Source organism: Colwellia asteriadis, from assembly GCF_039523295.1.
In the GTDB taxonomy this organism is placed as follows: Bacteria; Pseudomonadota; Gammaproteobacteria; order Enterobacterales; family Alteromonadaceae; genus Colwellia; species Colwellia asteriadis.
This window is the reverse complement of sequence record NZ_BAAAFA010000009.1, coordinates 68,998-91,797: the sequence shown is the minus strand read 5'-3', so window position 1 is coordinate 91,797 and position 22,800 is coordinate 68,998. Positions and strand designations below refer to the sequence as shown.

At 37.3% G+C, this 22,800-nt stretch carries 22 protein-coding genes; 6 read left to right on the top strand and 16 right to left on the bottom strand.

Features of this window, described 5'->3' with window-relative positions:
• Nucleotides 1-52 precede the first annotated feature (52 nt).
• The gene (gene rlmD / locus ABD005_RS13435) at nt 53-1,468 is read right to left on the bottom strand and encodes a 23S rRNA (uracil(1939)-C(5))-methyltransferase RlmD (protein ID WP_343818012.1); all 1,416 of its coding nucleotides are present in this window, start codon (nt 1,466-1,468) and stop codon (nt 53-55) included.
• Nucleotides 1,469-1,651: 183 nt separating this feature from the next.
• On the opposite strand from rlmD, the gene barA reads away from it, so the two are divergent.
• Nucleotides 1,652-4,474 carry a two-component sensor histidine kinase BarA gene (gene barA / locus ABD005_RS13430; RefSeq protein WP_343818011.1) on the top strand — a complete coding sequence of 941 codons (2,823 nt, stop codon included), beginning with the start codon at nt 1,652-1,654 and terminating at the stop codon, nt 4,472-4,474.
• 461 nt (nt 4,475-4,935) lie between these two features.
• Here barA and ABD005_RS13425 read toward each other — a convergent pair whose 3' ends face one another.
• The 11 genes from ABD005_RS13425 to rpoE form a co-directional block, all read right to left on the bottom strand.
• Nucleotides 4,936-5,193 carry a hypothetical protein gene (locus ABD005_RS13425; protein ID WP_343818010.1) on the bottom strand — a complete coding sequence of 86 codons (258 nt, stop codon included), beginning with the start codon at nt 5,191-5,193 and terminating at the stop codon, nt 4,936-4,938.
• Nucleotides 5,194-5,448: 255 nt separating this feature from the next.
• Nucleotides 5,449-6,186 (bottom strand): pyridoxine 5'-phosphate synthase, encoded by a 738-nt coding sequence (pdxJ, locus tag ABD005_RS13420; protein ID WP_215981037.1) that lies wholly within the window; start codon nt 6,184-6,186, stop codon nt 5,449-5,451.
• Nucleotides 6,187-6,203: 17 nt separating this feature from the next.
• Nucleotides 6,204-6,926: a DNA repair protein RecO gene (gene recO / locus ABD005_RS13415; RefSeq protein ID WP_343818008.1), complete on the bottom strand. Its 723-nt coding sequence runs from the start codon at nt 6,924-6,926 to the stop codon at nt 6,204-6,206.
• Between the two features lie 9 nt (nt 6,927-6,935).
• Nucleotides 6,936-7,862, bottom strand: coding sequence for a GTPase Era (era, locus tag ABD005_RS13410; protein WP_343818007.1), 927 nt, complete (start codon nt 7,860-7,862; stop codon nt 6,936-6,938).
• Between the two features lie 2 nt (nt 7,863-7,864).
• Complete coding sequence (gene rnc, locus ABD005_RS13405; protein ID WP_343818222.1) at nt 7,865-8,671, bottom strand: ribonuclease III; 807 nt, start codon at nt 8,669-8,671, stop codon at nt 7,865-7,867.
• An 8-nt stretch (nt 8,672-8,679) separates the two neighbouring features.
• On the bottom strand, nt 8,680-9,624 hold the full coding sequence (gene lepB / locus ABD005_RS13400; protein WP_343818006.1) for a signal peptidase I: 945 nt from the start codon (nt 9,622-9,624) through the stop codon (nt 8,680-8,682).
• 76 nt (nt 9,625-9,700) lie between these two features.
• Nucleotides 9,701-11,491, bottom strand: coding sequence for a translation elongation factor 4 (gene lepA, locus ABD005_RS13395; protein WP_343818004.1), 1,791 nt, complete (start codon nt 11,489-11,491; stop codon nt 9,701-9,703).
• Between the two features lie 181 nt (nt 11,492-11,672).
• Entirely contained in the window at nt 11,673-12,164 is a 492-nt protein-coding gene (locus ABD005_RS13390; RefSeq protein WP_343818002.1) for a SoxR reducing system RseC family protein, read from the bottom strand.
• A gap of 15 nt (nt 12,165-12,179) precedes the next feature.
• Nucleotides 12,180-13,139, bottom strand: coding sequence for a MucB/RseB C-terminal domain-containing protein (locus ABD005_RS13385; protein ID WP_343818001.1), 960 nt, complete (start codon nt 13,137-13,139; stop codon nt 12,180-12,182).
• A 94-nt stretch (nt 13,140-13,233) separates the two neighbouring features.
• On the bottom strand, nt 13,234-13,932 hold the full coding sequence (locus ABD005_RS13380) for a sigma-E factor negative regulatory protein (RefSeq protein ID WP_343818000.1): 699 nt from the start codon (nt 13,930-13,932) through the stop codon (nt 13,234-13,236).
• An 80-nt stretch (nt 13,933-14,012) separates the two neighbouring features.
• Nucleotides 14,013-14,594, bottom strand: a complete 582-nt coding sequence (gene rpoE, locus ABD005_RS13375) for an RNA polymerase sigma factor RpoE (protein ID WP_343818220.1) — start codon at nt 14,592-14,594, stop codon at nt 14,013-14,015.
• Nucleotides 14,595-14,904: 310 nt separating this feature from the next.
• On the opposite strand from rpoE, the gene nadB reads away from it, so the two are divergent.
• A complete protein-coding gene (gene nadB, locus ABD005_RS13370; protein WP_343817999.1) occupies nt 14,905-16,557 on the top strand; it encodes an L-aspartate oxidase in 1,653 nt (550 codons plus the stop codon).
• Nucleotides 16,558-16,618: 61 nt separating this feature from the next.
• Here the strand turns inward: nadB and ABD005_RS13365 are convergent, their stop codons facing one another.
• Both ABD005_RS13365 and ABD005_RS13360 read right to left on the bottom strand, forming a co-directional pair.
• Nucleotides 16,619-17,035: a hypothetical protein gene (locus ABD005_RS13365; protein ID WP_343817998.1), complete on the bottom strand. Its 417-nt coding sequence runs from the start codon at nt 17,033-17,035 to the stop codon at nt 16,619-16,621.
• A gap of 73 nt (nt 17,036-17,108) precedes the next feature.
• Entirely contained in the window at nt 17,109-17,399 is a 291-nt protein-coding gene (locus tag ABD005_RS13360; protein ID WP_215981027.1) for an FAD assembly factor SdhE, read from the bottom strand.
• A 183-nt stretch (nt 17,400-17,582) separates the two neighbouring features.
• On the opposite strand from ABD005_RS13360, the gene ygfZ reads away from it, so the two are divergent.
• Both ygfZ and ABD005_RS13350 read left to right on the top strand, forming a co-directional pair.
• Nucleotides 17,583-18,557 (top strand): tRNA-modifying protein YgfZ, encoded by a 975-nt coding sequence (gene ygfZ / locus ABD005_RS13355; protein ID WP_343817997.1) that lies wholly within the window; start codon nt 17,583-17,585, stop codon nt 18,555-18,557.
• Between the two features lie 44 nt (nt 18,558-18,601).
• Nucleotides 18,602-19,090: an FKBP-type peptidyl-prolyl cis-trans isomerase gene (locus ABD005_RS13350; protein ID WP_343817995.1), complete on the top strand. Its 489-nt coding sequence runs from the start codon at nt 18,602-18,604 to the stop codon at nt 19,088-19,090.
• 154 nt (nt 19,091-19,244) lie between these two features.
• On the opposite strand, the gene ABD005_RS13345 is transcribed toward ABD005_RS13350, so the two are convergent.
• A complete protein-coding gene (locus tag ABD005_RS13345) occupies nt 19,245-19,727 on the bottom strand; it encodes a YajQ family cyclic di-GMP-binding protein (RefSeq protein WP_215981024.1) in 483 nt (160 codons plus the stop codon).
• A 127-nt stretch (nt 19,728-19,854) separates the two neighbouring features.
• Between ABD005_RS13345 and ABD005_RS13340 the strand changes: the two genes are divergently transcribed.
• Nucleotides 19,855-20,244: a VanZ family protein gene (locus ABD005_RS13340; protein WP_343817994.1), complete on the top strand. Its 390-nt coding sequence runs from the start codon at nt 19,855-19,857 to the stop codon at nt 20,242-20,244.
• Between the two features lie 34 nt (nt 20,245-20,278).
• Nucleotides 20,279-21,226 (top strand): ketopantoate reductase family protein, encoded by a 948-nt coding sequence (locus ABD005_RS13335; RefSeq protein ID WP_343817993.1) that lies wholly within the window; start codon nt 20,279-20,281, stop codon nt 21,224-21,226.
• A gap of 69 nt (nt 21,227-21,295) precedes the next feature.
• Here ABD005_RS13335 and thiI read toward each other — a convergent pair whose 3' ends face one another.
• Nucleotides 21,296-22,750 carry a tRNA uracil 4-sulfurtransferase ThiI gene (thiI, locus tag ABD005_RS13330; protein WP_215981021.1) on the bottom strand — a complete coding sequence of 485 codons (1,455 nt, stop codon included), beginning with the start codon at nt 22,748-22,750 and terminating at the stop codon, nt 21,296-21,298.
• Nucleotides 22,751-22,800: the final 50 nt, after the last annotated feature.

The window sequence follows — 22,800 nt, the reverse complement described above, 5'->3', positions numbered from 1 at the left end:
CCTTTTCTCTATTGCCAACTAAAGTAGGCTTTATATGCGACTTATCAAGTTGTTATAACGTGCGATTTAACAATACCATAGTCTCTACATGCTTTGTTTGGGAAAACATATCTATTAACGAAATTCTCTCAATTGCGTATCCATGGGAGACTAAAATTTGGCAATCTCTTGCTAGTGTTGTTGGCTCACAGCTAACATATAAAATAGTCGGTATTTTCAACTGAGCGATTTGTTCAACAGCTTGCTCCGCGCCAGCGCGGGCAGGGTCAAGAAGCACCTTATCAAATGCTGTAACGGCCCACGTCTCGTTTAACCAATCACTATTTAAATCTGCTTGAAAGAACTGACAATTGTTAAGATTATTTTTATTGGCATTATCTTGCGCTTTATCAACCATAGCTTGTACGCCTTCAACACCTACAACCTCTGATACCTGTTGAGCAAGCGCTAAACTAAAGTTTCCTAAACCGCAAAATAAATCCAGCACTTTATCATCTGGTGTTAACTTCAGCCAAGATAAGGCTTGCTCAATCATGACATTATTAATATGTTCATTAACCTGAATAAAGTCGCTGGGTGCAAAATCAATTTGTAAGCCATTCGTTAGCTGATAATTTAACTGGCTGCTTGTTTGACTTAACTGTTCACTTTTTGAACCGATATCAGCTGATTGAAAAGGTTCTTCGTCACTAGGGCATAATGTTTGCTGATGATTGCCATGATCAAAAATAACATGCCATTGATAACGATCGGCGTAACTTTCCCACAAAATCATATCGGCACTACTTAACGGCTTTAATTGCCTAACTATCACGGTTATTTTTTTATCGCTATCTGCCACGTTAGCATAAATAACTTCAAGGTGACCAATAGCAGATTTAATCGTTAATTGAGTAATAAGCTCATTAAAAACGGTGAAAATATCAGTTAATGGTTCCACTAATACTGGACATGACTTAATCGCGGCTAAATGATTTGTCGATTTTTGCCTAAAACCAATGGTCGCTTCATTATGCTTATTAAATTGCACGCCTATTCTTGCTTTACGGCGATAGTGATAAGGTTCCCCTACTAATGTAGGCTGCCAAGGTAGTGATGTAGCGATATTAGCGGGCACCAAGTTTCGTGAAAACAGAGCTGTCACTTTATCTTTTTTAAACTCAATTTGCTGAGAAAACTCACTCATTTGTAAATCACAACCTCCGCAAACAGAAAAGTGCTGACACTCAGGTTTTACTCTCGCCTCGCTTTGTTCTTTAATCGTTAATAACTTAGCTTTAGCATATTTATTCTTTTGCTCAAAAACCTTTACTTCAACCACCTCTCCAGGTAATGCTCCTTGAATAAACAATGGCTTTTTATTCCAGCGTGAAACTGCAACACCATTCATATCAAGTTTATCAATACGAACAGTTATTTGCTGAGCAGTTTGCTTTGCTTTAACTGCCGGTTTAAAAAAATTTGCCATTATTTACCACTCTACCTTTGCCGCGTAATAACGCGATGAATATTGATTACTTTATGTTTATTAAGAAGAAGTCGCTTGGGTTTGTAACACTAGCTATGCTATGTTTAACCATGGTGCTATGCTATGTAGGGTATTTTACCCTAACCACTGTAAAAAAGTTTACTAATTATATGCAGAAGAAGTATGCCGAAAATAAGTCTTAAAGACTGGGTTATTTTACTCACTATCTTACCAACGACCTTAATTAGTTTTGGTTTAGCTGGCTACTTTTCTTATAGTCGCTCTATCGAGCTAAGTGATCATTTAGAGCAACAAGCAAAGAGCATTATTGAACCTATTGCTATTGCCAGTAAAAATGCCTTATTGAATAAGAATCGTGAAGAATTACGAGAACTTATCAGCATCACCCATCGCAGCCAATCTAGTATAATTAATAGTATTGTCATCTTTGGCGAAGACAATCAAATGATTGTCACAAGTAATTACCACGGTGACGCAAATTTAATGCGCTTACCACAAGAGCACCCTGCACTTCTTTCTACTGAAATTGAGCATATCAGTGATTATATAATATTTCGAAGCCCTATTCTCGATGAAAAACAAAACCATAACGATTCCATCAGTAAAATAAAATCAATAACAAGCTCCCAAAAAAACTTAGGCTATATTGCCTTGCAGGTTGATAAGAGCAAAATCAATTTCACACAACAAAGTCAATATATTATAGCTTTCACCTTTGCTCTTTTTGCTTCGCTATTAAGCGCTATTTTTGCCATGCGGTTAATTCAAAAAGTAACGAAACCATTAAGCTCGATGGTGGTTGCGATTGATAAGATTAGAGAAGGTAAATTAGAAAGCAGAGTCAGTGGTCAACTTATTGGTGAGTTGAATTTTTTAAAGGGCGGCATTAATGCTATAGCGCAGTCTTTAGATAATTATCAAATGGAGATGCAAACCAGTATCGACCAGGCCACTATTGACTTACGAGACAGCTTAGAGCAGTTTGAAATTCAAAATGTTGAACTAAGTATGGCGAATAAAAAGGCGCAAGAGGCCAGTAAAGTAAAGTCTGAATTTTTAGCTAATATGAGTCATGAGTTAAGAACCCCCCTCAATGGCGTTATTGGCTTTACTCGCCAGGTATTAAAAACACCATTATCAGACAATCAACGTGAATACTTACAAATAATAGAGCGTTCAGCTAATAACCTACTAAGAATTATTAATGATATTTTAGACTTCTCTAAGCTTGATGCCGGTAAAATGGTTATCGAAAACATCCCTTTTTCTTTAAGGGAGTCTCTTGAAGAAACGTTGACGTTAATTGCACCATCTGCACATAAAAAGAATATTGAGTTATCCGTTAATATAGCCAACACATTACCAGACTCATTAGTGGGCGATATTATGCGCATCAAGCAAATTGTCACTAACTTAATTGCTAATGCAATAAAGTTTACCCAAGAAGGCAGCGTCACAATAGAAATTGGGCCTGAACAAATTACAGATGAGCAACGTGAAACGCTTGGCGATAAAGCCATTCGTCTTAAAATTACCGTAACCGATACTGGTATCGGTATGACAGAGCAGCAGCAACGCACTATTTTTGATGCTTTCACTCAAGCAGATCAAAGTATTACTCGCCTATACGGCGGCACCGGTTTAGGTTTAGTGATTTCGCAACGCTTAGCACAAGAAATGCAGGGTGATATTGCTTTTAATAGCGAGAAAAGAGTTGGTTCAAGTTTCTGGTTTACCTTCCAGTGTGAGATAAACCCAATACCGTTAGTTATCGAATTAGATAATCATCACCTAACAAATAAGTCAGTACTTTATTATGAAGAAAACCAACATAGCCATATTGCTACGAGTAAAATACTACAGCAATGGCATATGAATATAGTCAGTGCTTCTAACCCGCATCAACTGGCACAAATATTATCACATAATGAACAAGCCCAAAAAGGCTTTGATTATGCGCTTATAGGTCACAGCCATACTGCAACAGCGCTAAGTGCACTGAAAAAAACCATAGCACAAGTCCAACCTAGAGCCGATAAAATTTATTTGGCACTGAATAGTAACTCTCCAAGCTTACAGGAAGCGCTTATCGCTAGTGGTGCCGTAAACTGCATAAGTAAACCATTAACACCAATAAATTTAAGCAGAGCGTTACAGCCAAAAACAAAAAATGAGCAACTCTCAATAACTAAATCAAAACGGAAGATACTACCAATTAAAGTACTTGCGGTTGATGACAATGAAGCGAACTTAAAACTCATCCAAGCCTTATTACTTGAACAAGTTAGTGAGGTTGTATTGGCAGAAAATGGTAAACAAGCAGTAGAGCTATGCCAAAAAGAAGCTTTCTCGTTAATCTTTATGGATATTCAAATGCCTATAATGGACGGTATTAGCGCACTTAAAGCGATAAAAAACACGGTGCATAACGACTCAACAGCCATTATTGCCGTCACTGCGCATGCGCTCAGTGGAGAGAGAGAAAAAATGCATCAACAAGGCTTCAATGCTTATATGACCAAGCCTATTGATGAAACTATGTTAAGTCATATTATTTACGAGTATTGCGATATCGAGCATTTCATCAACGAAGAAGCTAATATCCAAGCAAAAAAAGTAAGCGTACAAGAAACCTATAATAATGGCATAGTCAATTGGGATCTAGCGTTAAAACGTAGTGCCAATAAAGAAGTGTTAGCTCAAGAAATGTTTTCAAGCCTCATTAATAGCTTATTAGAAACTCAAGCAAGTATCATTAACGCGGTTCAAGAAGATAATATTGATGAATTAAAAAGGCTAATACATAAACTTAATGGTGCATGTTGTTATACTGGCACACCAAATTTAGCCAATATCGTGTCACAATTAGAAACACAATTAAAACTAGGGATCAGTGTTAATGAGTTAGAGCCTGAGTTTCTAGAGTTTTTCGAGCACATCGAGCAGCTGATTAATTACGCCCCGTCGGTACTTGCTAAAAATTAATCTAATACATTAACTTAATACATTAATTTAACAGTAAAAATTTTCAGTGACATTACCGCTAAACTTAAAACTAGAAGATATGGTATAAAGCTTCACTTGTTCTAATGTTGACAAATAAAAACGACTATTGGATAAAGTAATAATAGAGGAAATAGGTAGAATACTAACTAACCTGAACTCGGTTTAAGAGATATTTAACAAATTGAAATATCAGTAAAAATTACTTTTCTGAGTCTCTAGCTTGATAGTTTTTCTTCTTTTCATATGATAAGCAAGGCAAATTTCGCGTCAATAGGGAGCTATTGCAAGTAAATTTAACGAAGAAGTTAGGAAAAGTAGTTGCTAGAGAAACGTTTGTTAAGCCGAGCTCAGGTTAACTAGGTTATTTAGCATATAAGGTATACGCTAAATGAGGAAGAAGTGATATGACTAATTATAACTAGTCACTTTATCGCTTAGGTTTATCGTATTTTAATATTAGGTGAGGTATTAATTTCGCCATCTTCAGCAATAACTGCAATGCCACCTCGACACGACAATACAGCAAGGCTTCGACCTTGCTCATTACGAACAAAAGAAAGCTCATAACCAAACTGCCCTAGGCTACTGGCAGAGAATTTCTGCGCTAACGAGAGCTTATTCCACCAAACTGACTGCTCAGGAGTCTCTTTACGTCGCTCCACCATCGGCTTCATATCAGGTTGCATTTCTGGCTGCATAACTGGCTCTCCTTATCACCTTTATAATTCATTTCGTCATAAAAAATCTACTCCGATCTAGTTCAGTGTAGACTATAAAATAAACAAAAAGAAATAAAATACTAAAATTTTATTTCAGGTGACAAGTAATTTAAGCTGGCTTGAAGTAAGTTATTGCTAACGTTCTGAACTCAAAAGAGAATCAAGGTGCTACCCTCTAGCCAGCTATTTTAGTACTACGTAAATAAATATATTCACCCGATGATGCTTAAGCAACTAAAGTGAACTTCTTGCCTCTTGCATTAAGCGCTTCATATCACGTACTGCTTTATCTAAACCATCAATGACTGCACGAGCAATAATGGCATGACCGATATTTAGCTCAATGATCTCTTCAATGGCTGCAATTGGCTTCACATTAAAATAATTTAAACCGTGTCCAGCATTAACTTTTAAGCCAAGGTTATGGGCGTACTTTATTCCTTCAATTAAACGCTCAAGTTCTACTCTTTGTTCACGCTCGTTAGTAAGCTCTGCATAATGCCCTGTATGAATTTCAATATAAGGGGCTTTGGTTGCTAAAGCAGCATCTATTTGTGCTTTATCAGCATCAATAAACAAACTAACTTCAATCCCTGCATCGCTCAGTTTAGCCACTGCATTACTGACTTTATCAAGCTGCCCTGCAACATCTAAACCGCCTTCGGTCGTTAACTCTTCTCGCTTTTCAGGCACTAAACAACAAAAAGCAGGCTTAACATCACAAGCAATAGCAACCATTTCATCTGTTACTGCCATTTCAAAGTTCATACGCGTATGTAAAGTTTGTTTTAATACATGAATGTCTCTATCTTGTATATGCCTTCTGTCTTCACGTAAATGTACGGTAATACCGTCTGCGCCAGCATGTTCTGCAACACTTGCAGCATAAACAGGATCAGGATAATTGGTGCCACGGGCTTGACGTAATGTCGCAATATGATCGACGTTAACGCCTAATAATAATTCAGTCATTGTGTGATTCTCATTGTTTATAAGTTTTTAATAAATAACTTGCGACTATTTAAAGGTTTATTTCCAAGTAGGTTATTAATCACTTGTCGCATTAATAATTTAAATGTTTGCTCTGACTCGACAGATAAAGTAGCAATACCTTGATGTTGGTTATTCGCAATTGCGCGTAAATGCTCACTATTAAAGTAACGATTATGTTCAGTCTTCGTCATAACTTGCTCATCATAAATAGGTATAAAGCCTTCTTCTCCCACATAACAAAACCATTGAACGTCATGCTCAAAAACAGGAGAAAATTCAAATGATACGCCAAGCTCGGCTAATAGCGCCGCTTCAAAAATTCGTAATTGAGGGGCAATATCCTGTTGGTTAGCTAGTGCAGAAATGGTTTTTTGATACTGATTAAACAAGTCCTGACAAGTAATATGCTCCGTTAATAAACGAATTAAAAGTTCATTAATATAAAAAGCACTAAATAAACTATGCCTCACTAACGGGTATGATTTGGCACAGCTTTCAATAGCATGAATATGCTTAAGATTTGCATTACCTTTTATAATAACTTTTAAGGGTAAAAATGGTTGCAATAACGCTTTTTTAATAGAGCGCTTAGATTGACCAACAAACACTAAAGCTGACACTTTACCTTCAGCTTCAGTGAATAAGTCAACTAATTGTTGATTATCTCTATAAGGGCGAGCGTGGAGAACAAAAGCATATTGTTCAGGCATTATACTCATATTGGTATATTAACCTGAGTAGTCATCACCATAACCTAAGCTACGTAGTGCTCGTTCATCATCAGCCCAACCCGACTTCACTTTAACCCAAGTTTCTAAAAATACACGACTTTCAAATAGCTCTTCCATATCACGTCGCGCTTCTTGACCAATAGTTTTTAAACGCTCACCTTTGTTACCAATAACCATACGTTTTTGGCTATCACGCTCAACCAAAACGAGTGCATTAATATGAATAACGCCTTTGGCATCCATTTTAAACTGCTCTATTTCTACAGTAGTTGAATAAGGAAGCTCATCTCCAGTAAAACGAATTAGCTTTTCACGGATTATTTCTGAGGCCATAAAACGACTTGAGCGATCGGTAATTTGATCTTCTGAAAACCAAAAAGCACTCTCTGGTAATGCATTAAGACAAAGTTTACGAATAGTATCAACGCCCTGCCCTTTGCTAGCTGAAATAGGCACAATATCGGTAAAGTCATGCAAACCGCCCAGAGTTTGTAAGTGCGGCAGTAAGTCATCTTTATCTGAAATATTATCGGTTTTATTAACCACTAAAATACACGGTGCACCACTTTGTTTTACCTTGCTCAGTACGAGTTCATCGTCTGTGGTCCAGTGCGTGCCCTCAACCAGAAAAACAATAAGCTCAACTTCAGCAATTGAACTACTCGCTGCACGGTTCATTAAACGGTTAATCGCACGTTTTTCTTCAGAGTGTAACCCAGGAGTATCTACCAAAACCGCCTGTTTATTCTCTTCGGTTAAAATACCTAAAATACGGTGTCTTGTCGTTTGCGGCTTACGCGATGTAATACTAATTTTTTGCCCTAAAAGCGCATTTAATAACGTTGATTTTCCAACATTAGGTCGTCCAACAATGGCAATTAAACCAGCAAAGGTGTTTACAGAGGGGGCAATATTATCAGGCATAGTTATTTTCTCGTGCGGTTAGGCTTACTTTTGTGAGTGCTTTTTTTAGCGGTACTTGCTTTACTATTTGAAGTAGTACTTGAATTAGCACTTAGTTTAGCCTTTTTTTCTTTAGCACTAGCATTTGCTTCGCTAATTAACGCAAGAATTTGTTGTGCTGCAGCTTGCTCAGCCTTACGACGACTGGTGCCTTTAGCAATAACTTCTTTATCGATCACTGACGTTTGACAGCTCACGGTGAATTCTTGATTATGCGATTGCCCTTTAGTATCAATTACTTCATAACTTGGTAAAGGTGTTTTTCTGCCTTGCAAATATTCTTGTAATTGTGTCTTGGGATCTTTTTGCTCATTGCCCGGTTTAATCTTGCTTAAGCGTTTATCAAACCATGTCAAAATAAGCTGTTTGCATTGCTCAATATTCGAATCAATGTAAATGGCCCCAATAATAGCTTCAATCGCGTCTTCTAAAATTGACTCCCGGCGGTGACCACCGCTTTTTAACTCTCCAGGTCCTAATATCAGGTACTCACCTAAACTAAAATCACGCGCTATTTCAGCCAAAGTAACCCCTTTGACTAAACTTGAGCGCATACGAGTTAAGTCACCCTCATCATGTTTAGGAAATTGCTCATACAAAGCTTCTGCAATGACAAAGCCTAAAATAGAGTCACCTAAAAACTCTAAGCGCTCATTATGAGCACCTTTAGCGCTACGGTGAGTTAACGCTTGAATGAGTAAGTTAGTTTGCTCAAACTCATAGCCTAGTTTTTTAGTTAACCTAGCTAAGTTATCAACACTTGTTTTCAATTTATTACTCAATTAATTGCACCTAAACGATCAAAACGTATACCTGTAGGTACCCAACGCGGTAAAATACTATCCGCATCACGATCAAAATCAAAGCTCATCCAAATAGCAACAGCTTCACCCACTAGGTTTTCTTCGGGTACAAACCCCCAAAAACGGCCATCTAATGAGTTGTCACGGTTATCACCCATCACAAAATAGCTATTTTCAGGCACAACGAACTCATCACGAGCGGTGCCAGCTTGAAAAGCATAACGCTCAACACGTGGGGTAACATGGCTATCATTTAATATTTGATGAGTTTTACCCAACATAAGCGATTCAAATTCTTGCATACCCTCTTCAGCATCTGGACCGACATAATTTCCAACAAAAGTTTGCTTCACTGGAATAAACTCAGGGCACTTACTGTCGCTGTCTTTACAAGCAGGTTTAATATAAAGTGACTTGTTACGATAAATTACTCGATCGCCTGGTAAACCAATCACACGTTTTATATAGTCTACTCGTGGATCTTCTGGGTACTTAAATACCACAACATCACCATGCTCTGGCAAATTATTTTCAATAAATTTATGTCGTTTAACTGGATCACGTAAACCATAAGTAAATTTATTGACTAAAATAAAGTCACCATCAAGTAATGTCGGCATCATAGAGCCTGACGGTATTTGAAAAGGTTCATATAAAAATGAACGCAAAACTAATACAAACGCTATTACTGGGAATACTTGCACGGCTGTGTCAACTAAACCAGATGGCTCAGTAATAGTTGCTAATGCTTCGGGTGTTAATTCAGCTCCTGAAAGTGCTTTTGCGCTCTCTTGCGCGCTAATTGCCTTTTGTTGACGCTTCGGCGCTAAATGAAACTTATCAAGACACCATACAATACCCGTAACGAGTGTAATGACTACTAAAATGATTGAAAAATAAGCGGAGAAAAAGTCGGCCATGCTATTCCTTTTTATGAATAATATTAAACAAGTATTTAAACGAGCAGGTGTAATACTGCTCGCTAGTTACTTTAATTTAGCTATCTAGTTTAAGTACCGCTAAAAACGCTTCTTGAGGCACCTCAACATTACCTACTTGTTTCATACGCTTTTTACCGTCTTTTTGCTTTTGTAGTAGCTTCTTCTTACGGCTAATATCACCGCCGTAACATTTAGCCGTTACGTTTTTACGTAATTGTTTCACGGTTGTACGTGCAATAACGTTATTACCAATTGCTGCTTGAATTGCAATATCAAACATTTGTCGGTGAATAAGCTCTTTTAATTTATCAACAAGTAAACGACCACGAGGCACAGAGTTGCTGCGGTGTGTAATCATTGCTAATGCATCAACCCTATCACCATTGATCATTACATCTACGCGCACCATGTCTGCTGCTTCAAAACGAATAAACTGGTAGTCTAACGAGGCATAACCACGGCTGGTTGATTTAAGCTTGTCAAAAAAGTCCATAACCACTTCAGCCATAGGTAACTCATAAGTGACTGCAACTTGATTACCATGATATATAAGATCTTTTTGTACACCACGCTTCTCAATACATAACGTAATTACGCTGCCCAAATACTCTTGAGGTACCAAAATATTGGCCTGTACAATAGGCTCTCTAATTTCATCAATATTATTAATTGCAGGTAAATCAGCTGGATTATCAATAGATAAGACTTCGCCATTGGTACAAGCAATCTCATAATTTACGGTAGGTGCGGTAGTAATTAAATCGAGATCATATTCACGCGCTAGACGCTCTTGAATAATCTCCATGTGTAACATACCTAGGAAGCCAATACGGAAACCAAAACCTAATGCTGATGAGTTTTCTGGTTCGAAAAACAATGAAGCATCATTTAAGCTTAACTTATTTAATGCTTCACGGAAGTTTTCGTAATCATCAGAGCTAATTGGGAAAATACCTGCATAAACTTGCGGTTGCGCCTTTTTAAAACCCGGTAATGCTTTAGCCGTTTCTCTTTTACTAATAGTAATGGTATCACCAACTGGTGCACCATGAATCTCTTTAATACCCGCAATGATATAACCAACTTCACCGGCTTTTAAAATGCCAGTGTCCGTTTGCTTAGGTGTAAAAATACCCACTTTATCAATATGGTGAACTTCACCAGTTGACATAACCAGCATTTTATCGCCTTTCTTCACTTGGCCATTCATAATACGAACAAGTGAAACTACGCCTTGGTAGTTATCAAACCACGAGTCAACAATTAATGCTTGCAGTGGCTCGTCAATATTTCCTTCTGGCGGGGGAATATTCTTCACAATGGTTTCTAAAACATCTTCAATACCTATGCCTGTTTTTGCAGAGCAGGTTACCGCATCAGTGGCATCAATGCCGATGATATGTTCAATTTCTTCACAAACACGTTCTGGATCGGCTTGAGGTAAATCAATTTTATTTAAAATTGGAATAACTTCTAAGTCCATTTCAATAGCGGTATAACAGTTAGCCACAGTTTGAGCTTCAACACCTTGTCCCGCATCAACAACTAATAAAGCACCTTCACAAGATGCTAAAGAGCGAGATACTTCATAAGAGAAGTCAACATGCCCAGGAGTATCAATAAAGTTTAACTGGTATGTTTCACCATCTTTAGCTTTATAATCTAATGTCACACTTTGTGCTTTAATGGTAATACCACGTTCACGCTCAATATCCATAGAATCGAGTACTTGTGCAGCCATTTCACGCTCTTGTAAGCCACCACAATGTTGGATTAAACGGTCTGATAAAGTAGATTTTCCGTGATCGATATGAGCAATAATACTGAAATTTCGTATGTTCTTCATTTTAAAAGAATTTCTCTATAAATTAATTTGATTTTTGACGGTGAATATCACTAAATACGCCAAATAAATTATGTAATGCGGCAATTTTAACGAATTTACTGCGCTGGGGCTATCTTTTGTTCAGATATCTTTTGTTTCAAGTAATGACAGGATGTTATGTAAAGTTGAATAGTAATTAAGCCTATTTATTTGAATTTACTGCGACATTAGCAATTAGTTTTCTTAATATACGCGGTTGTAACGCTGCTGACTGGTGACTTTTATTTTGATAATATTTTGCTAATCGATAACCTAAGTATCCCCCAAAAATCCCCAGAGACAAACCCAGTAACTCATGAGGCAATAACTGCTGAGATATTAACCATTCTCCGAGCCCTGAAAAAACAGCTAAGCCGACGAGAGGAAATAAATAAACTTGCCCTGCACTCGTTAGAACATTTACTTCAGGCAAGCCAAGTACAACAGAGTCTCCAACTTGTAATTGCTCATGCTGTTGCTTGACATAAGGAAGTACCAATTTCAGTTTACGTTGAGGAATAGCCTTAGCAACTTGGCCACTAGCACATGACTTTACTTGTGCGCAGCTACCACAGCTTGATTTAACTTGGCTGGTTAACGTAATACTGTTATCAGTTATAGCAACTACATCAACGAGTTCTTCGATCATAGTCATTTTTTTATCACTCTGCTATTGGCTGTTAGTCGCTACAGGCCCAACTGAGTCAGCGATCATTTTGGCTGTTTCTAATGGAATTTTTCCAACAACACTCACTTCTAAGCCATCAACTATTTGACTGAAAACTGCGGTTGCGCCATCACTTGCATACTCGATAGGTCTTTGTTGAATATTACTCGGATTTATATAAACCGATATTTCAACCAAACCATCACTTAATAAAATAAATTCAACGGTTTTATCATTATTAACCCTACGACGACTACTTTTAATAATTTCAATGCCTTGGGGTAACCAACTAACATGCCAAAACAATTCATCTTGTTGATTTTGTATTCCAACATCACTAACACTTGGTAATTCTGCACTTTGTAATTGCTTTAAACTTTCGGCAATATCATTAGTAACATCTAGATGAGTAAACTGTACTTGCTCTAATAATTGACCTTGACGCGTAATAATAGCCATTTTGAGCAACAGGCCACTTTGTTGATCTAACCATAACCAGTGATCAAAACGATGACTGTCTTTAGGTACAATGCGAATAACTTGTGCAACTCGGCCAAGCACACGACTGCGGCCAACAGAAATAAAACGATAACTACTCTCTAGCGCTTCAATATCATGAGAAAAAATAGCCGGAATTGGACCACTTAAGTAAGCAGAGCTAACAGAGTATGCATCTTGTTCTGGCTCAATATAACTAACAGTATTACCACGCCTTAATACATCACGACGAGGTCCATTGAGTTGAGCAAGAATTTCTAACTCTTGCTGTTTATCATCAACCCCATGTAACCAATGATAAGGCTCTGCTTGGTTATTTTTTACAACGACAAATGAAGTACTGTAATTTAAAGTTTTTAATGAGGTTGATAAGCGTTCTAGCCAAGGCTTTGCCTGCTCAATATCATTAGCAAAAGCAGAAAAGGAAATGCATAACATGCATAAAAAAGAAGAGATTAATTTCATAGACTCGTTAACAACAGCAATTGTTTGTAGTTAAGTTCAATGAACTTAACTACATTATTAATTTAATTAGCAGCTAGTTTACAGCCTGTTGCAATTATTTTATAGCGCTACTTAATTTAACTTGTTGCTCATGATCATTAATTAACGCTTGTAGACGACGTTGTTGAGCAATTCTTTGTTCAACTTTTTGCTGATGGGTTAATTCGCCAGCAGATTGAGTAGTGCTCGCCAAGGCTTTCTTTTCAGCTATTGAATTTTGCTCAGCTTGCGTTGGTGATAAATAATTAAAGCTTACTGGATTAGCATAACCACCAAGTGGCATAGGTTGTACAATTTGATTTGGTGTAACTGCTGCATCATCAGCAACATTTTGCTGAACACCTACTACCATAAGTACTGCTGCAGACGCTGCAATGGCAATTTGACCTGCAGGTTTAATAAACTCTTTAACTTTAGCGGTAAAACGATTTTGCGCTTGAATAACTTGTGGTGCTTCTTGTGCAACATTATCGCTTAACTCATCAGCAACAGCCGTAACAGAAGCAGAATTTGGCGAAAGAATAGTTGCTTCATTAGCAATAGCTTCAGCAATTTGACTACTTAAATCCAATTGTAATGATTGAGGCATTTCATCTCGTAAAACATCACCAATTAAATGATAATTTTGCCAGCTTTGTGCTAACTCCTCATCTTTAAGTATGCAATCAATTGGCTTAGCGTCCTTTGATAAATCTATTGAGGATAGGCTGTCATCTACTAACGAAGACAATGTCTCAAATTTACTTTCACTCATACTTTTACCTTAAAATAGTTTTATAACTAACTATGAAACCAATAACTTAACACTGGCTTAGTTAATATAGTCCAGTATTACTAACGCTTTTGTAATAATGGCTTTATTTTTTTCTCTATCGCATCACGAGCTCTAAAAATTCTAGAGCGAACAGTGCCTACAGGGCATTCCATAATGGTTGCAATTTCTTCATAACTTAACCCTTCAATTTCTCTAAAATTAATGGCTAAGCGTAAATCTTCAGGTAGTGCATTCATGGTATTGAAAATAACTTGCTTTATCTCGCTAGTTAACAAAATATTTTCAGGTGAGGCATTTTCTCGTAATGCCCCACCATCATCATAAAGTTCGGCATCATCAACATCAACGTCATTACTTGGTGGTTTACGACCTAAAGCAACGCTGTGATTTTTAGCACAGTTAACCGCAATACGGTACAGCCAAGTATAAAATGCACTTTCACCTCTAAAATTAGGTAACGCACGATAAGCTTTAATAAAAGCTTCCTGAACAATATCAGGTACATCACTGTTATTTTTCACATAACGGCTAACCAAATTGGCAACTTTGTGTTGATATTTGCTAACGAGTAAATTGAAAGCGCTTTTATCACCGCGCTGTACTCGTTCAACCAATTGTTGGTCAACACTTTGTTCGCTCATTCGAGCCGTATCTTTTAATACTGGCAATTGATTTGTACTCATATATTCCATTTGGGCTCTAACAAACGCATTAATTAGGACTAAGGCTTTGGGAAAAAGTTCGATTTAATTTAAACTTTTTTTATTTTTTGCATTATTTAACTAATTAAATGGCTATTTATCGGTATTTTATTGCTATGTAATAAAATCAAAAAATTAATCAACGCTAATCTTGAGGGTTTATATTCTTACATAACGATATATTATAGAATACCAGAAATAGCTTCATTTATATATTAGCTTACCTTAAGCAACTTTCATCGGTAACCATATGACGAAACAACATAACTGTGATGTATTAATTATAGGCAGCGGCGCGGCTGGATTAACGCTCGCATTACATTTAGCCAAGAATGCCGATGTCGTTATTTTAAGTAAGGGTCCATTGAATGAAGGGTCAACCTTTTATGCTCAAGGTGGAGTTGCTGCTGTTTTTGATGAAAACGATAGTATTGACGCACATGTTAAAGACACCCTTATTGCTGGTGCGGGTTTATGTGATGAGTCATCAGTGCAGTATACCGCCGAAAACGCTAAAGCTTGTTTAGAATGGTTAATAAATCAAGGGGTAGCTTTTGATCAAGAGTCTGACAACAAAGGCGGTGAACGTTACCATTTAACACGTGAAGGCGGTCATAGCCATCGTCGTATTCTTCATGCTGCTGACGCTACCGGTCAGGCAATACAAACCACGTTAGCCGAACAAGTAAAAAAGCACTCTCGTATTCGCATATTTGAGCGCTTCAATGCTATAGACCTTATTTGTCATAACGCCGAGCATACAAGCCAAACCAAAGAGTGTATTGGAGCTTATGTTTGGAATAGAAATTCTGAGAAAGTCGAAAGTATTTACGCACAAAAAACGATTCTAGCCACAGGGGGCGCAAGTAAAGTATATCAATATACTTCAAACCCTGATGTTGCCAGTGGCGACGGTATTGCAATGGCATGGCGAGCGGGTTGTCGCGTGGCTAATATGGAATTTAATCAATTTCACCCTACCTGTTTATTTCACCCTTCTGCTGGCACGTTTCTACTGACCGAAGCTTTACGCGGAGAAGGTGCTAAATTAAGACGTCCTGACGGCAGTCGTTTTATGCCAGCATTTGATGAAAGAGCAGAGCTAGCCCCACGCGATATAGTCGCTCGCGCTATTGATTATGAAATGAAACGCTTAGGCGCTGACTGCATGTATTTAGATATCAGTCATAAACCCAGTGACTTTATTAAGCAACACTTCCCAAATATTTATGAAAAAACACTGTCATTAGGTATAGATATAACCAAACAACCTATTCCCATTGTACCAGCAGCTCATTACACTTGTGGTGGTGTTATGGTTAATCATCAAGGAAAAACCGATGTAAATCAGCTTTATGCTATTGGTGAAATGTCTTATACCGGCTTACATGGAGCAAATCGACTTGCCAGTAATTCTTTACTAGAATGTTTAGTTTTTGCCCGTGCTGCTGCGATAGAAATTAGCGATACCTTAAAGCAAAAACATCGTTTTCAAACCTTGCCTGATTGGGATGAAAGTCGTGTTACAGACTCAGATGAAGAGGTCGTTATTCAACACAACTGGCACGAGCTACGTTTATTTATGTGGGATTATGTCGGTATTGTTAGAACAACTAAACGCTTAGCGCGCGCCTTACACCGTGTTGAATTATTACAACGAGAGATTGACGAGTACTATCGCAACTTTAAAGTGAGTAATAACTTACTTGAACTGAGAAACTTAGTACAAGTAGCAGAGTTAATTATTCGCTGCGCTATGGCACGAAAAGAAAGTCGAGGGTTACATTACACCTTGGATTACCCAGAGATGTTACCACAAGCATTACCGACAATCTTAACGCCTGATCCCTTATGTTCAGCAGAAGAAACCATGAGTAATGTTGCGGCAGAATCACTAAAGTAAGCTCTATTTGACCTATGTTCTCTACTCAAAAAGCTATTACAAACTCAATGTGTGATGGCTTTTAGTCAGTAGTATGAAAATTCCTAATGACTTTAATTACACGAGAAAAGTCTTGTCGCTGCATACTGTCACGAAATAAAAAAAGAGATTGAAGTGTTTTTTGCGGAGCATTGTTAGCTAGGTTATAAGTATGTTCGCCCTGGAAGTAACCTTTAACACTATTTGAGTTGACCGTGGTTAGAGGAGTTAACACCAACCATATACCTAAGGTGCTAGTTCGAGTCTTGTCACTTATTTGATAGGTTTGTTTAAGCTTAGAGAAATAAATTTCCCCCTCGTTACTGATGATAAAACTATCTACCTTAGTTCGGTTGTCGTCACTGCACAATTGAGTAAGGTGTAATTGCCAGCCTAACCAAAACAACCACGTGATGATAACAAGTAAACTCAGTACAACTTGCCATAAAAAAATGGTCAAACTAGCAGCGATAAAGAAAACGAACAATGTATACCAAGCATAATGCTGATAACGTGACTGGTAAACCGTTATGTTATACTTTGACGCGCTTAAGAATAAATTGCACCATGGCGTTAAGCTCTGTGTCTTCACAAATTTCATGCCCCATAAACCAAGCAAATAACTCAGGATCTTGACAAGTTAATAAGCGTTCAAAGGTTATTTGATCTTTTGTAGAAAGTGCATCATACGCCTCATCAACAAAAGGAGAAAATAATACATCTAGCTCTAACATGCCGCGACGACAGGCCCACTTTAATCGCGCTTTATTTACTTTTGATATTTTATTTACGTCGGTGTTCTCTAAAACTTCATTGCTTGACATATAAATAACCTTGATTTGTTTAACACTAGCGCTATTCTACCAATAACTCTAGTTAGTGAGCTAACGAAATTGCCAAATAAATACTTAAAAACGTTGTTTTTAACATTTTAGCCCTTATCTTAATGCTATTGTTTCAATATATTCTCACTGTATAAACACTACAGTAGCAACTAAGAGCTTACTATGACTATCACTTCGAGTTCAGCCCTACCTTCACTATCAGAACTACCCGAAAACTACTGTATTAACTTATCTGATTTCAGTGCAATATCACTAGCAGGTGAAGAACAAAGTAAATACCTACAAGGTCAAGTAACCTGCGATGTTAATAACGCTAATGAACATAGCCTTATGATCGGTGCTCATTGTGACGCGAAAGGCAAAGTGTTCTCAGTTTTCCGTTTAATTAACCGTAATAATGCTCATTTACTTATTCAACCTAGCGCAAGTATTACTGACTCTCTTGCTGAATTGAAAAAATTTGGTGTTTTTGCCAAAGTTGAAATAACACAAACCCAAGATTTGAGCTTTGCGGCATTAGTCGGTGAAAAAAGCGTAGAATTATTACAAAATAAATTCTCCCAGGTTCCTGACAGTTCAACTCCTGTAGTACAGGACAACTCAACCACACTTGTTTATGTTAGTGGTAAACAAGCGCGATACTTATTAATTGATAGCCCTGATAATTTAGCCGCGCTAGTACAGTCTTTCGAATTGCCAACCTATACACAAGCAATATGGAACTTATTAGAAATTACCGAAGGCTTTCCTATTCTTTCAATAAACAGCTGCCGTCAATACGTACCTCAAATGCTTAACTTACAAGCAATCAATGGGATTAGCTTCACTAAGGGTTGCTACTTAGGTCAAGAGACCGTTGCTCGCATGCAATACCTTGGTAAAAACAAGCGAGCTTTGTTCAGCTTAACGGCTCAACTACCTGACACGCTTAATAATGACAATACCATTGAAAAACAGCTAGGTGAAAATTGGCGTAAAGCAGGCGATATACTTGCAAGCTACCAAAGTGATAACGGCACTTGTTATCTACAGGCAGTGTTAGCTAATGATGGCGAAACACAAAAATTACGCTTAGGTCTTAACCCTGAAACCGTTGTTACCAAAGCTGCATTACCTTATGCTTTAGTTAGCGAATAAATTCAATATACCTTACATTTACCCTGAAAAACTTAGGACTCTTTATGAAAATTACCAAAAACAGTGTTGTTGTTATGCATTATGCCGTATCAGACAGCGAAGATACGCTAATTGATAGCTCTTATGATGACAAACCTATGGCAATCATCCAAGGAACGGGTTATTTAATTCCAGGCTTAGAGAATGCATTAGAAAGTCACGAAGCTGGTGATAAATTTGAAGTAGCGGTATCGTGTGAGCAAGCTTATGGTCCTCGCCATGATGAATATGTACAAACCGTCCCTAAAGAAGCGTTAGCAGGTGTTGAAGAATTAGAAGTAGGTACACAGCTACGTGCAACAACTGATGACGGTGAACAAACCGTTATTGTGGTTGATGTTCAAGATGACGTTATTACCGTGGATGGCAATCACCCTCTTGCAGGTATTGATTTAAAATTCGACGTAGAGATTTTAGAAGTAAGAGAAGCAACAGCAGATGAGCTAGAGCACGGCCATGTGCATAGTGAAGATGGCTGTGGTCATTCTCATTAAGCATTATATCGACTAACTCACTTTTGTGAGCGAGTATAAAAAAGGCTGAAAGTTATTATACTTTCAGCCTTTTTTCTTTGTGTTTTTACTCGCTAGCTTGAGCTACTTTTCATCGCCTGAGCTTAGGCTACTTAAGTTAGGGAGAATATTAAGCTTAATCTTTAAAGTTAGTAAATTGGAAGCTTTGCTCTAACTCAGCCTCTTTAACTAAACGCATAGTTGCCTGTAAATCATCACGTTTTTTACCCGTAACTCGCACTTGCTCACCTTGAATAGCTGCTTGTACTTTCAACTTTTCGGCTTTAATAAGCTTTACTACTTTTTTAGCAACATCTTGCTCAATCCCTTCTTTGAAGGTGATTTTTTGGCTCCAGTTTTTGCCAGTAGCACTAGGCTCTTCTAAAGTCATTGATTTAGGGTCAACACTACGTTTAGTTAACTGACCACGTAAAACATCACACATTTGCTTCAGCTGAAAATCGCTTTCGGTTTTAATTGTTACTGCAGGCTTTTTCCATTCAAAGCTCGCTGCAACACCTCTAAAATCAAAGCGTGTTGAAATTTCTTTATTCGAGTTTTCTACTGCGTTACGAACTTCTTCTAAATTTATCTCTGATACGATATCCATTGAAGGCATAATTTTTCTCTAAAATTTTTAATGAACTTAATGGTGAACTATTATACGCACCAAAAAAAACCAATCAAGAAACAACAAAAAAATCATGCTAACATGCCACTAACTTGATTAAAGTAGACCCTGCTACGTGAAAATCCGACAATATTTTATTTTTCTTCTAATATTATTAGCGCTGCTATTAACCTTAGCGATATTTCCTCAATTTGTCCCCAGTGAATTGAAAAACTTCACCTTTCGGTTACCTAAAATCGACACTATTGGTCACTTTATTAGCTTTTTCTTACTCACTTGGGTGGTACACTCATTAATAAAAGTGCCATTAGTAATCAGTGTGATCACTTTAATATTTTATGCCGCGTGTACAGAAATAGGACAATATTACTTAGGCTTTCGCTCAGCCGATTGGTTTGATTTTTTAGCTGATGCTACAGGCGTTATCAGCTTTTTATTGATAAAACTAACGTACCTAAAATATGTCAGGTTAAAAAAATCAACTATTAAAGTAACTATGAAGTAATAACCTTTTAGAGAAATGCTATTAAAAAATCATTATGAAAAACTCATTAACAGCCTCTACTCATAACTTATCTAAACGTATCGTCGTTGTCGGTCAAGGCGCTATAGGTTTACTTTACTATCACCATTTTAGTCAACAAAACTACCAAGTAAGTTTACAAGCCTCAACTAGCATAAGCTCAAGCACAACGAGCTATTCATTTACCGCTTATAACACAACAACCGAGCATAACTTTTTATTACAGCATACACAGACGGTAGATATCCAAAACGCCGACATAATTCTTATCTGTGTAAAGTCTTACCAAGCTGCCGTTGTAATTGAGCAGTTAGCACCATTAATTAAACCAAAGAGTATTATTGTACTCGCTCATAATGGCATGGGGGTTTATGAAGAGATAAAAGGCTACCTTCCTACAACTCAACCAATTTTAGCGTTACTGACAACGCATGGTTGCTTACGCAACAAACCATTGGCGATTACTCATACTGGTATTGGAAAAACAGACATTGGCTTATTAAACGGTAATTTGTCACTCGATACTATAGAAGCACTTACCTTGCTATTTAACCAGGCAATCCCCGTTGCTGAATATCACCATAATATTAATAACAAACAATGGTTAAAGTTAGCCATTAACTGTGTTATTAATCCAATAACTGCCTTACATAACATTGAGAATGGCCAAGTAAATCAATATAAATTTACGCCATTAGTTACTAAAATACTTGAAGAGGTCATCGCTGTTGCAAAAAAAGAAGGGGTGACTTTCTCATTCGACAAATTATTTGAAGTGGTTCACGGCGTAGCAACAGCAACCGCTAAAAATAGCTCATCAATGCGCTGTGATGTCATAGCAAAGCGTGTCACCGAAATAGCCTACATTAACGGTTATATACACCGTTTAGGTGAAAAACATGGTATTGCCACCGTAGAAAATACGCGATTGTGGCAACAAATTACGACATTAACTGATACCTAAATTTTACTTTAGTAAACGAAAAACAGCGGATAGTTAACTATGCGCTGTTTTTAGAAACTATTATAAAGATTAAGGACGGTAAACTTTTACATTACTAAAGCCATTATCAAGTAAATATAACGCTTGTAGTTTACTCATTACGCCATGATCGCAGTACAACAAGTACTCTTTTGACATATCTAAGTCGCCAAATTGTGTCGCTAGTTTATAAAACGGTATATGTTTTACTTCAACATCACCCAGCTCTAATGGTTTATCTTCTTCTTCCTCTGGGCTACGTATATCAACAATCACAGAATTAGTAGGAATATTTTCAACCAAATCGACTGCATGGATCTCTTTTTCAGTTTCAGTACCAATATCGCGAATATCAAATACACGCGTTTCAGCAATGACTTTATCTAAAATCGAAAAATCAAAATTACCTTCTTCTTCTTCAACTTTTGATAATACCGCTTTAACTGTTGGCTTTTTAGAAATAACACCACAGTATTCAGGAATCGTTTTAGCGAAATCTTCAGTACCAATTTCACGTGCAATATCAATAATATCTTGCTTATCGTAAGCTGATAAAGGGCGTAGAATAAGATTATCAGTCACGCGGTTAATTACATTCAAGTTAGTTAATGTTTGGCTCGATACTTGACCTAAACTTTCACCTGTCACTAGCGCTTGAATTTTCCCTTTCTCAGCAATTTTACTTGCTGCGCGAATCATCATACGCTTTAAGACAACACCCATTTGACTATTTTCAACGTTTTCTAAAATTTCAGCTACAACAGGTTCAAAGTCTACCGCAAAAAACTTCACTTTATGAGATGCACCAAACTTGTTCCACAAGTAGTAACTTACTTGTTTAACCCCAACTTCATGAGCCGAACCACCTAAATTAAAGAAGCAATAGTGGGTACGTGCGCCTTTTTTAATCATTTGGTAACTTGATACGCCCGAATCAAAACCACCTGACATCAATGATAAAACATCTTCTTGCGTTGCAATAGGAAAGCCACCCAAGCCTTTATGGCGCTCAGTAACAATAAATAAATCTTTATTTTTGATTTCTAAATGAATGGTCACATCTGGCTTACTTAACTTTACTTTAGCGCTATCAACATGTTGATTTAAACCACCACCTACATATTGCTCAACTTTCAGTGAATTAAAGTCATGATTACCAGTACGTTTTACACGTACACAGAAGGTTTTATTTACAATCGTTTTTGCATGTACCGCTAATGTTTTTTCATAAATATCATGTACATCTATAAAGTCTGTTTGCTGTACTTCTAAAAACATAGGCACGCCTGGAATGCATTTAAGCGCGTCAACAAGGCGATCACGGTTTTCAGGTGAATTGTCTTTCGTATTTACTTCAACGTTATCCCAGTTCATACGGGTCGTGACTTGTTCATCAACACGGCGTAACACATTCTTAATATTAGATTCTAATATTTTAGTAAAACGTTTACGAACGGGGCGAGATTTAATAGTGATCTCAGCTTGAAGCTTAACGATAAATTTCATCGACAAATAACCTAAAAGGACAAAAAAATAATGGCGCGGATTATAGCAGG

Bases quoted from the DNA above. Each gene is read 5' to 3' on its own strand.
- rlmD (WP_343818012.1), bottom strand. From the start codon at position 1,468: ATGGCAAATTTTTTTAAACCGGCAGTTAAAGCAAAGCAAACTGCTCAG.
- barA (WP_343818011.1), top strand. From the start codon at position 1,652: ATGCCGAAAATAAGTCTTAAAGACTGGGTTATTTTACTCACTATCTTA.
- ABD005_RS13425 (WP_343818010.1), bottom strand. From the start codon at position 5,193: ATGCAGCCAGAAATGCAACCTGATATGAAGCCGATGGTGGAGCGACGT.
- pdxJ (WP_215981037.1), bottom strand. From the start codon at position 6,186: ATGACTGAATTATTATTAGGCGTTAACGTCGATCATATTGCGACATTA.
- recO (WP_343818008.1), bottom strand. From the start codon at position 6,926: ATGAGTATAATGCCTGAACAATATGCTTTTGTTCTCCACGCTCGCCCT.
- era (WP_343818007.1), bottom strand. From the start codon at position 7,862: ATGCCTGATAATATTGCCCCCTCTGTAAACACCTTTGCTGGTTTAATT.
- lepB (WP_343818006.1), bottom strand. From the start codon at position 9,624: ATGGCCGACTTTTTCTCCGCTTATTTTTCAATCATTTTAGTAGTCATT.
- lepA (WP_343818004.1), bottom strand. From the start codon at position 11,491: ATGAAGAACATACGAAATTTCAGTATTATTGCTCATATCGATCACGGA.
- ABD005_RS13390 (WP_343818002.1), bottom strand. From the start codon at position 12,164: ATGACTATGATCGAAGAACTCGTTGATGTAGTTGCTATAACTGATAAC.
- ABD005_RS13385 (WP_343818001.1), bottom strand. From the start codon at position 13,139: ATGAAATTAATCTCTTCTTTTTTATGCATGTTATGCATTTCCTTTTCT.
- ABD005_RS13380 (WP_343818000.1), bottom strand. From the start codon at position 13,932: ATGAGTGAAAGTAAATTTGAGACATTGTCTTCGTTAGTAGATGACAGC.
- rpoE (WP_343818220.1), bottom strand. From the start codon at position 14,594: ATGAGCGAACAAAGTGTTGACCAACAATTGGTTGAACGAGTACAGCGC.
- nadB (WP_343817999.1), top strand. From the start codon at position 14,905: ATGACGAAACAACATAACTGTGATGTATTAATTATAGGCAGCGGCGCG.
- ABD005_RS13360 (WP_215981027.1), bottom strand. From the start codon at position 17,399: ATGTCAAGCAATGAAGTTTTAGAGAACACCGACGTAAATAAAATATCA.
- ygfZ (WP_343817997.1), top strand. From the start codon at position 17,583: ATGACTATCACTTCGAGTTCAGCCCTACCTTCACTATCAGAACTACCC.
- ABD005_RS13350 (WP_343817995.1), top strand. From the start codon at position 18,602: ATGAAAATTACCAAAAACAGTGTTGTTGTTATGCATTATGCCGTATCA.
- ABD005_RS13345 (WP_215981024.1), bottom strand. From the start codon at position 19,727: ATGCCTTCAATGGATATCGTATCAGAGATAAATTTAGAAGAAGTTCGT.
- ABD005_RS13335 (WP_343817993.1), top strand. From the start codon at position 20,279: ATGAAAAACTCATTAACAGCCTCTACTCATAACTTATCTAAACGTATC.
- thiI (WP_215981021.1), bottom strand. From the start codon at position 22,750: ATGAAATTTATCGTTAAGCTTCAAGCTGAGATCACTATTAAATCTCGC.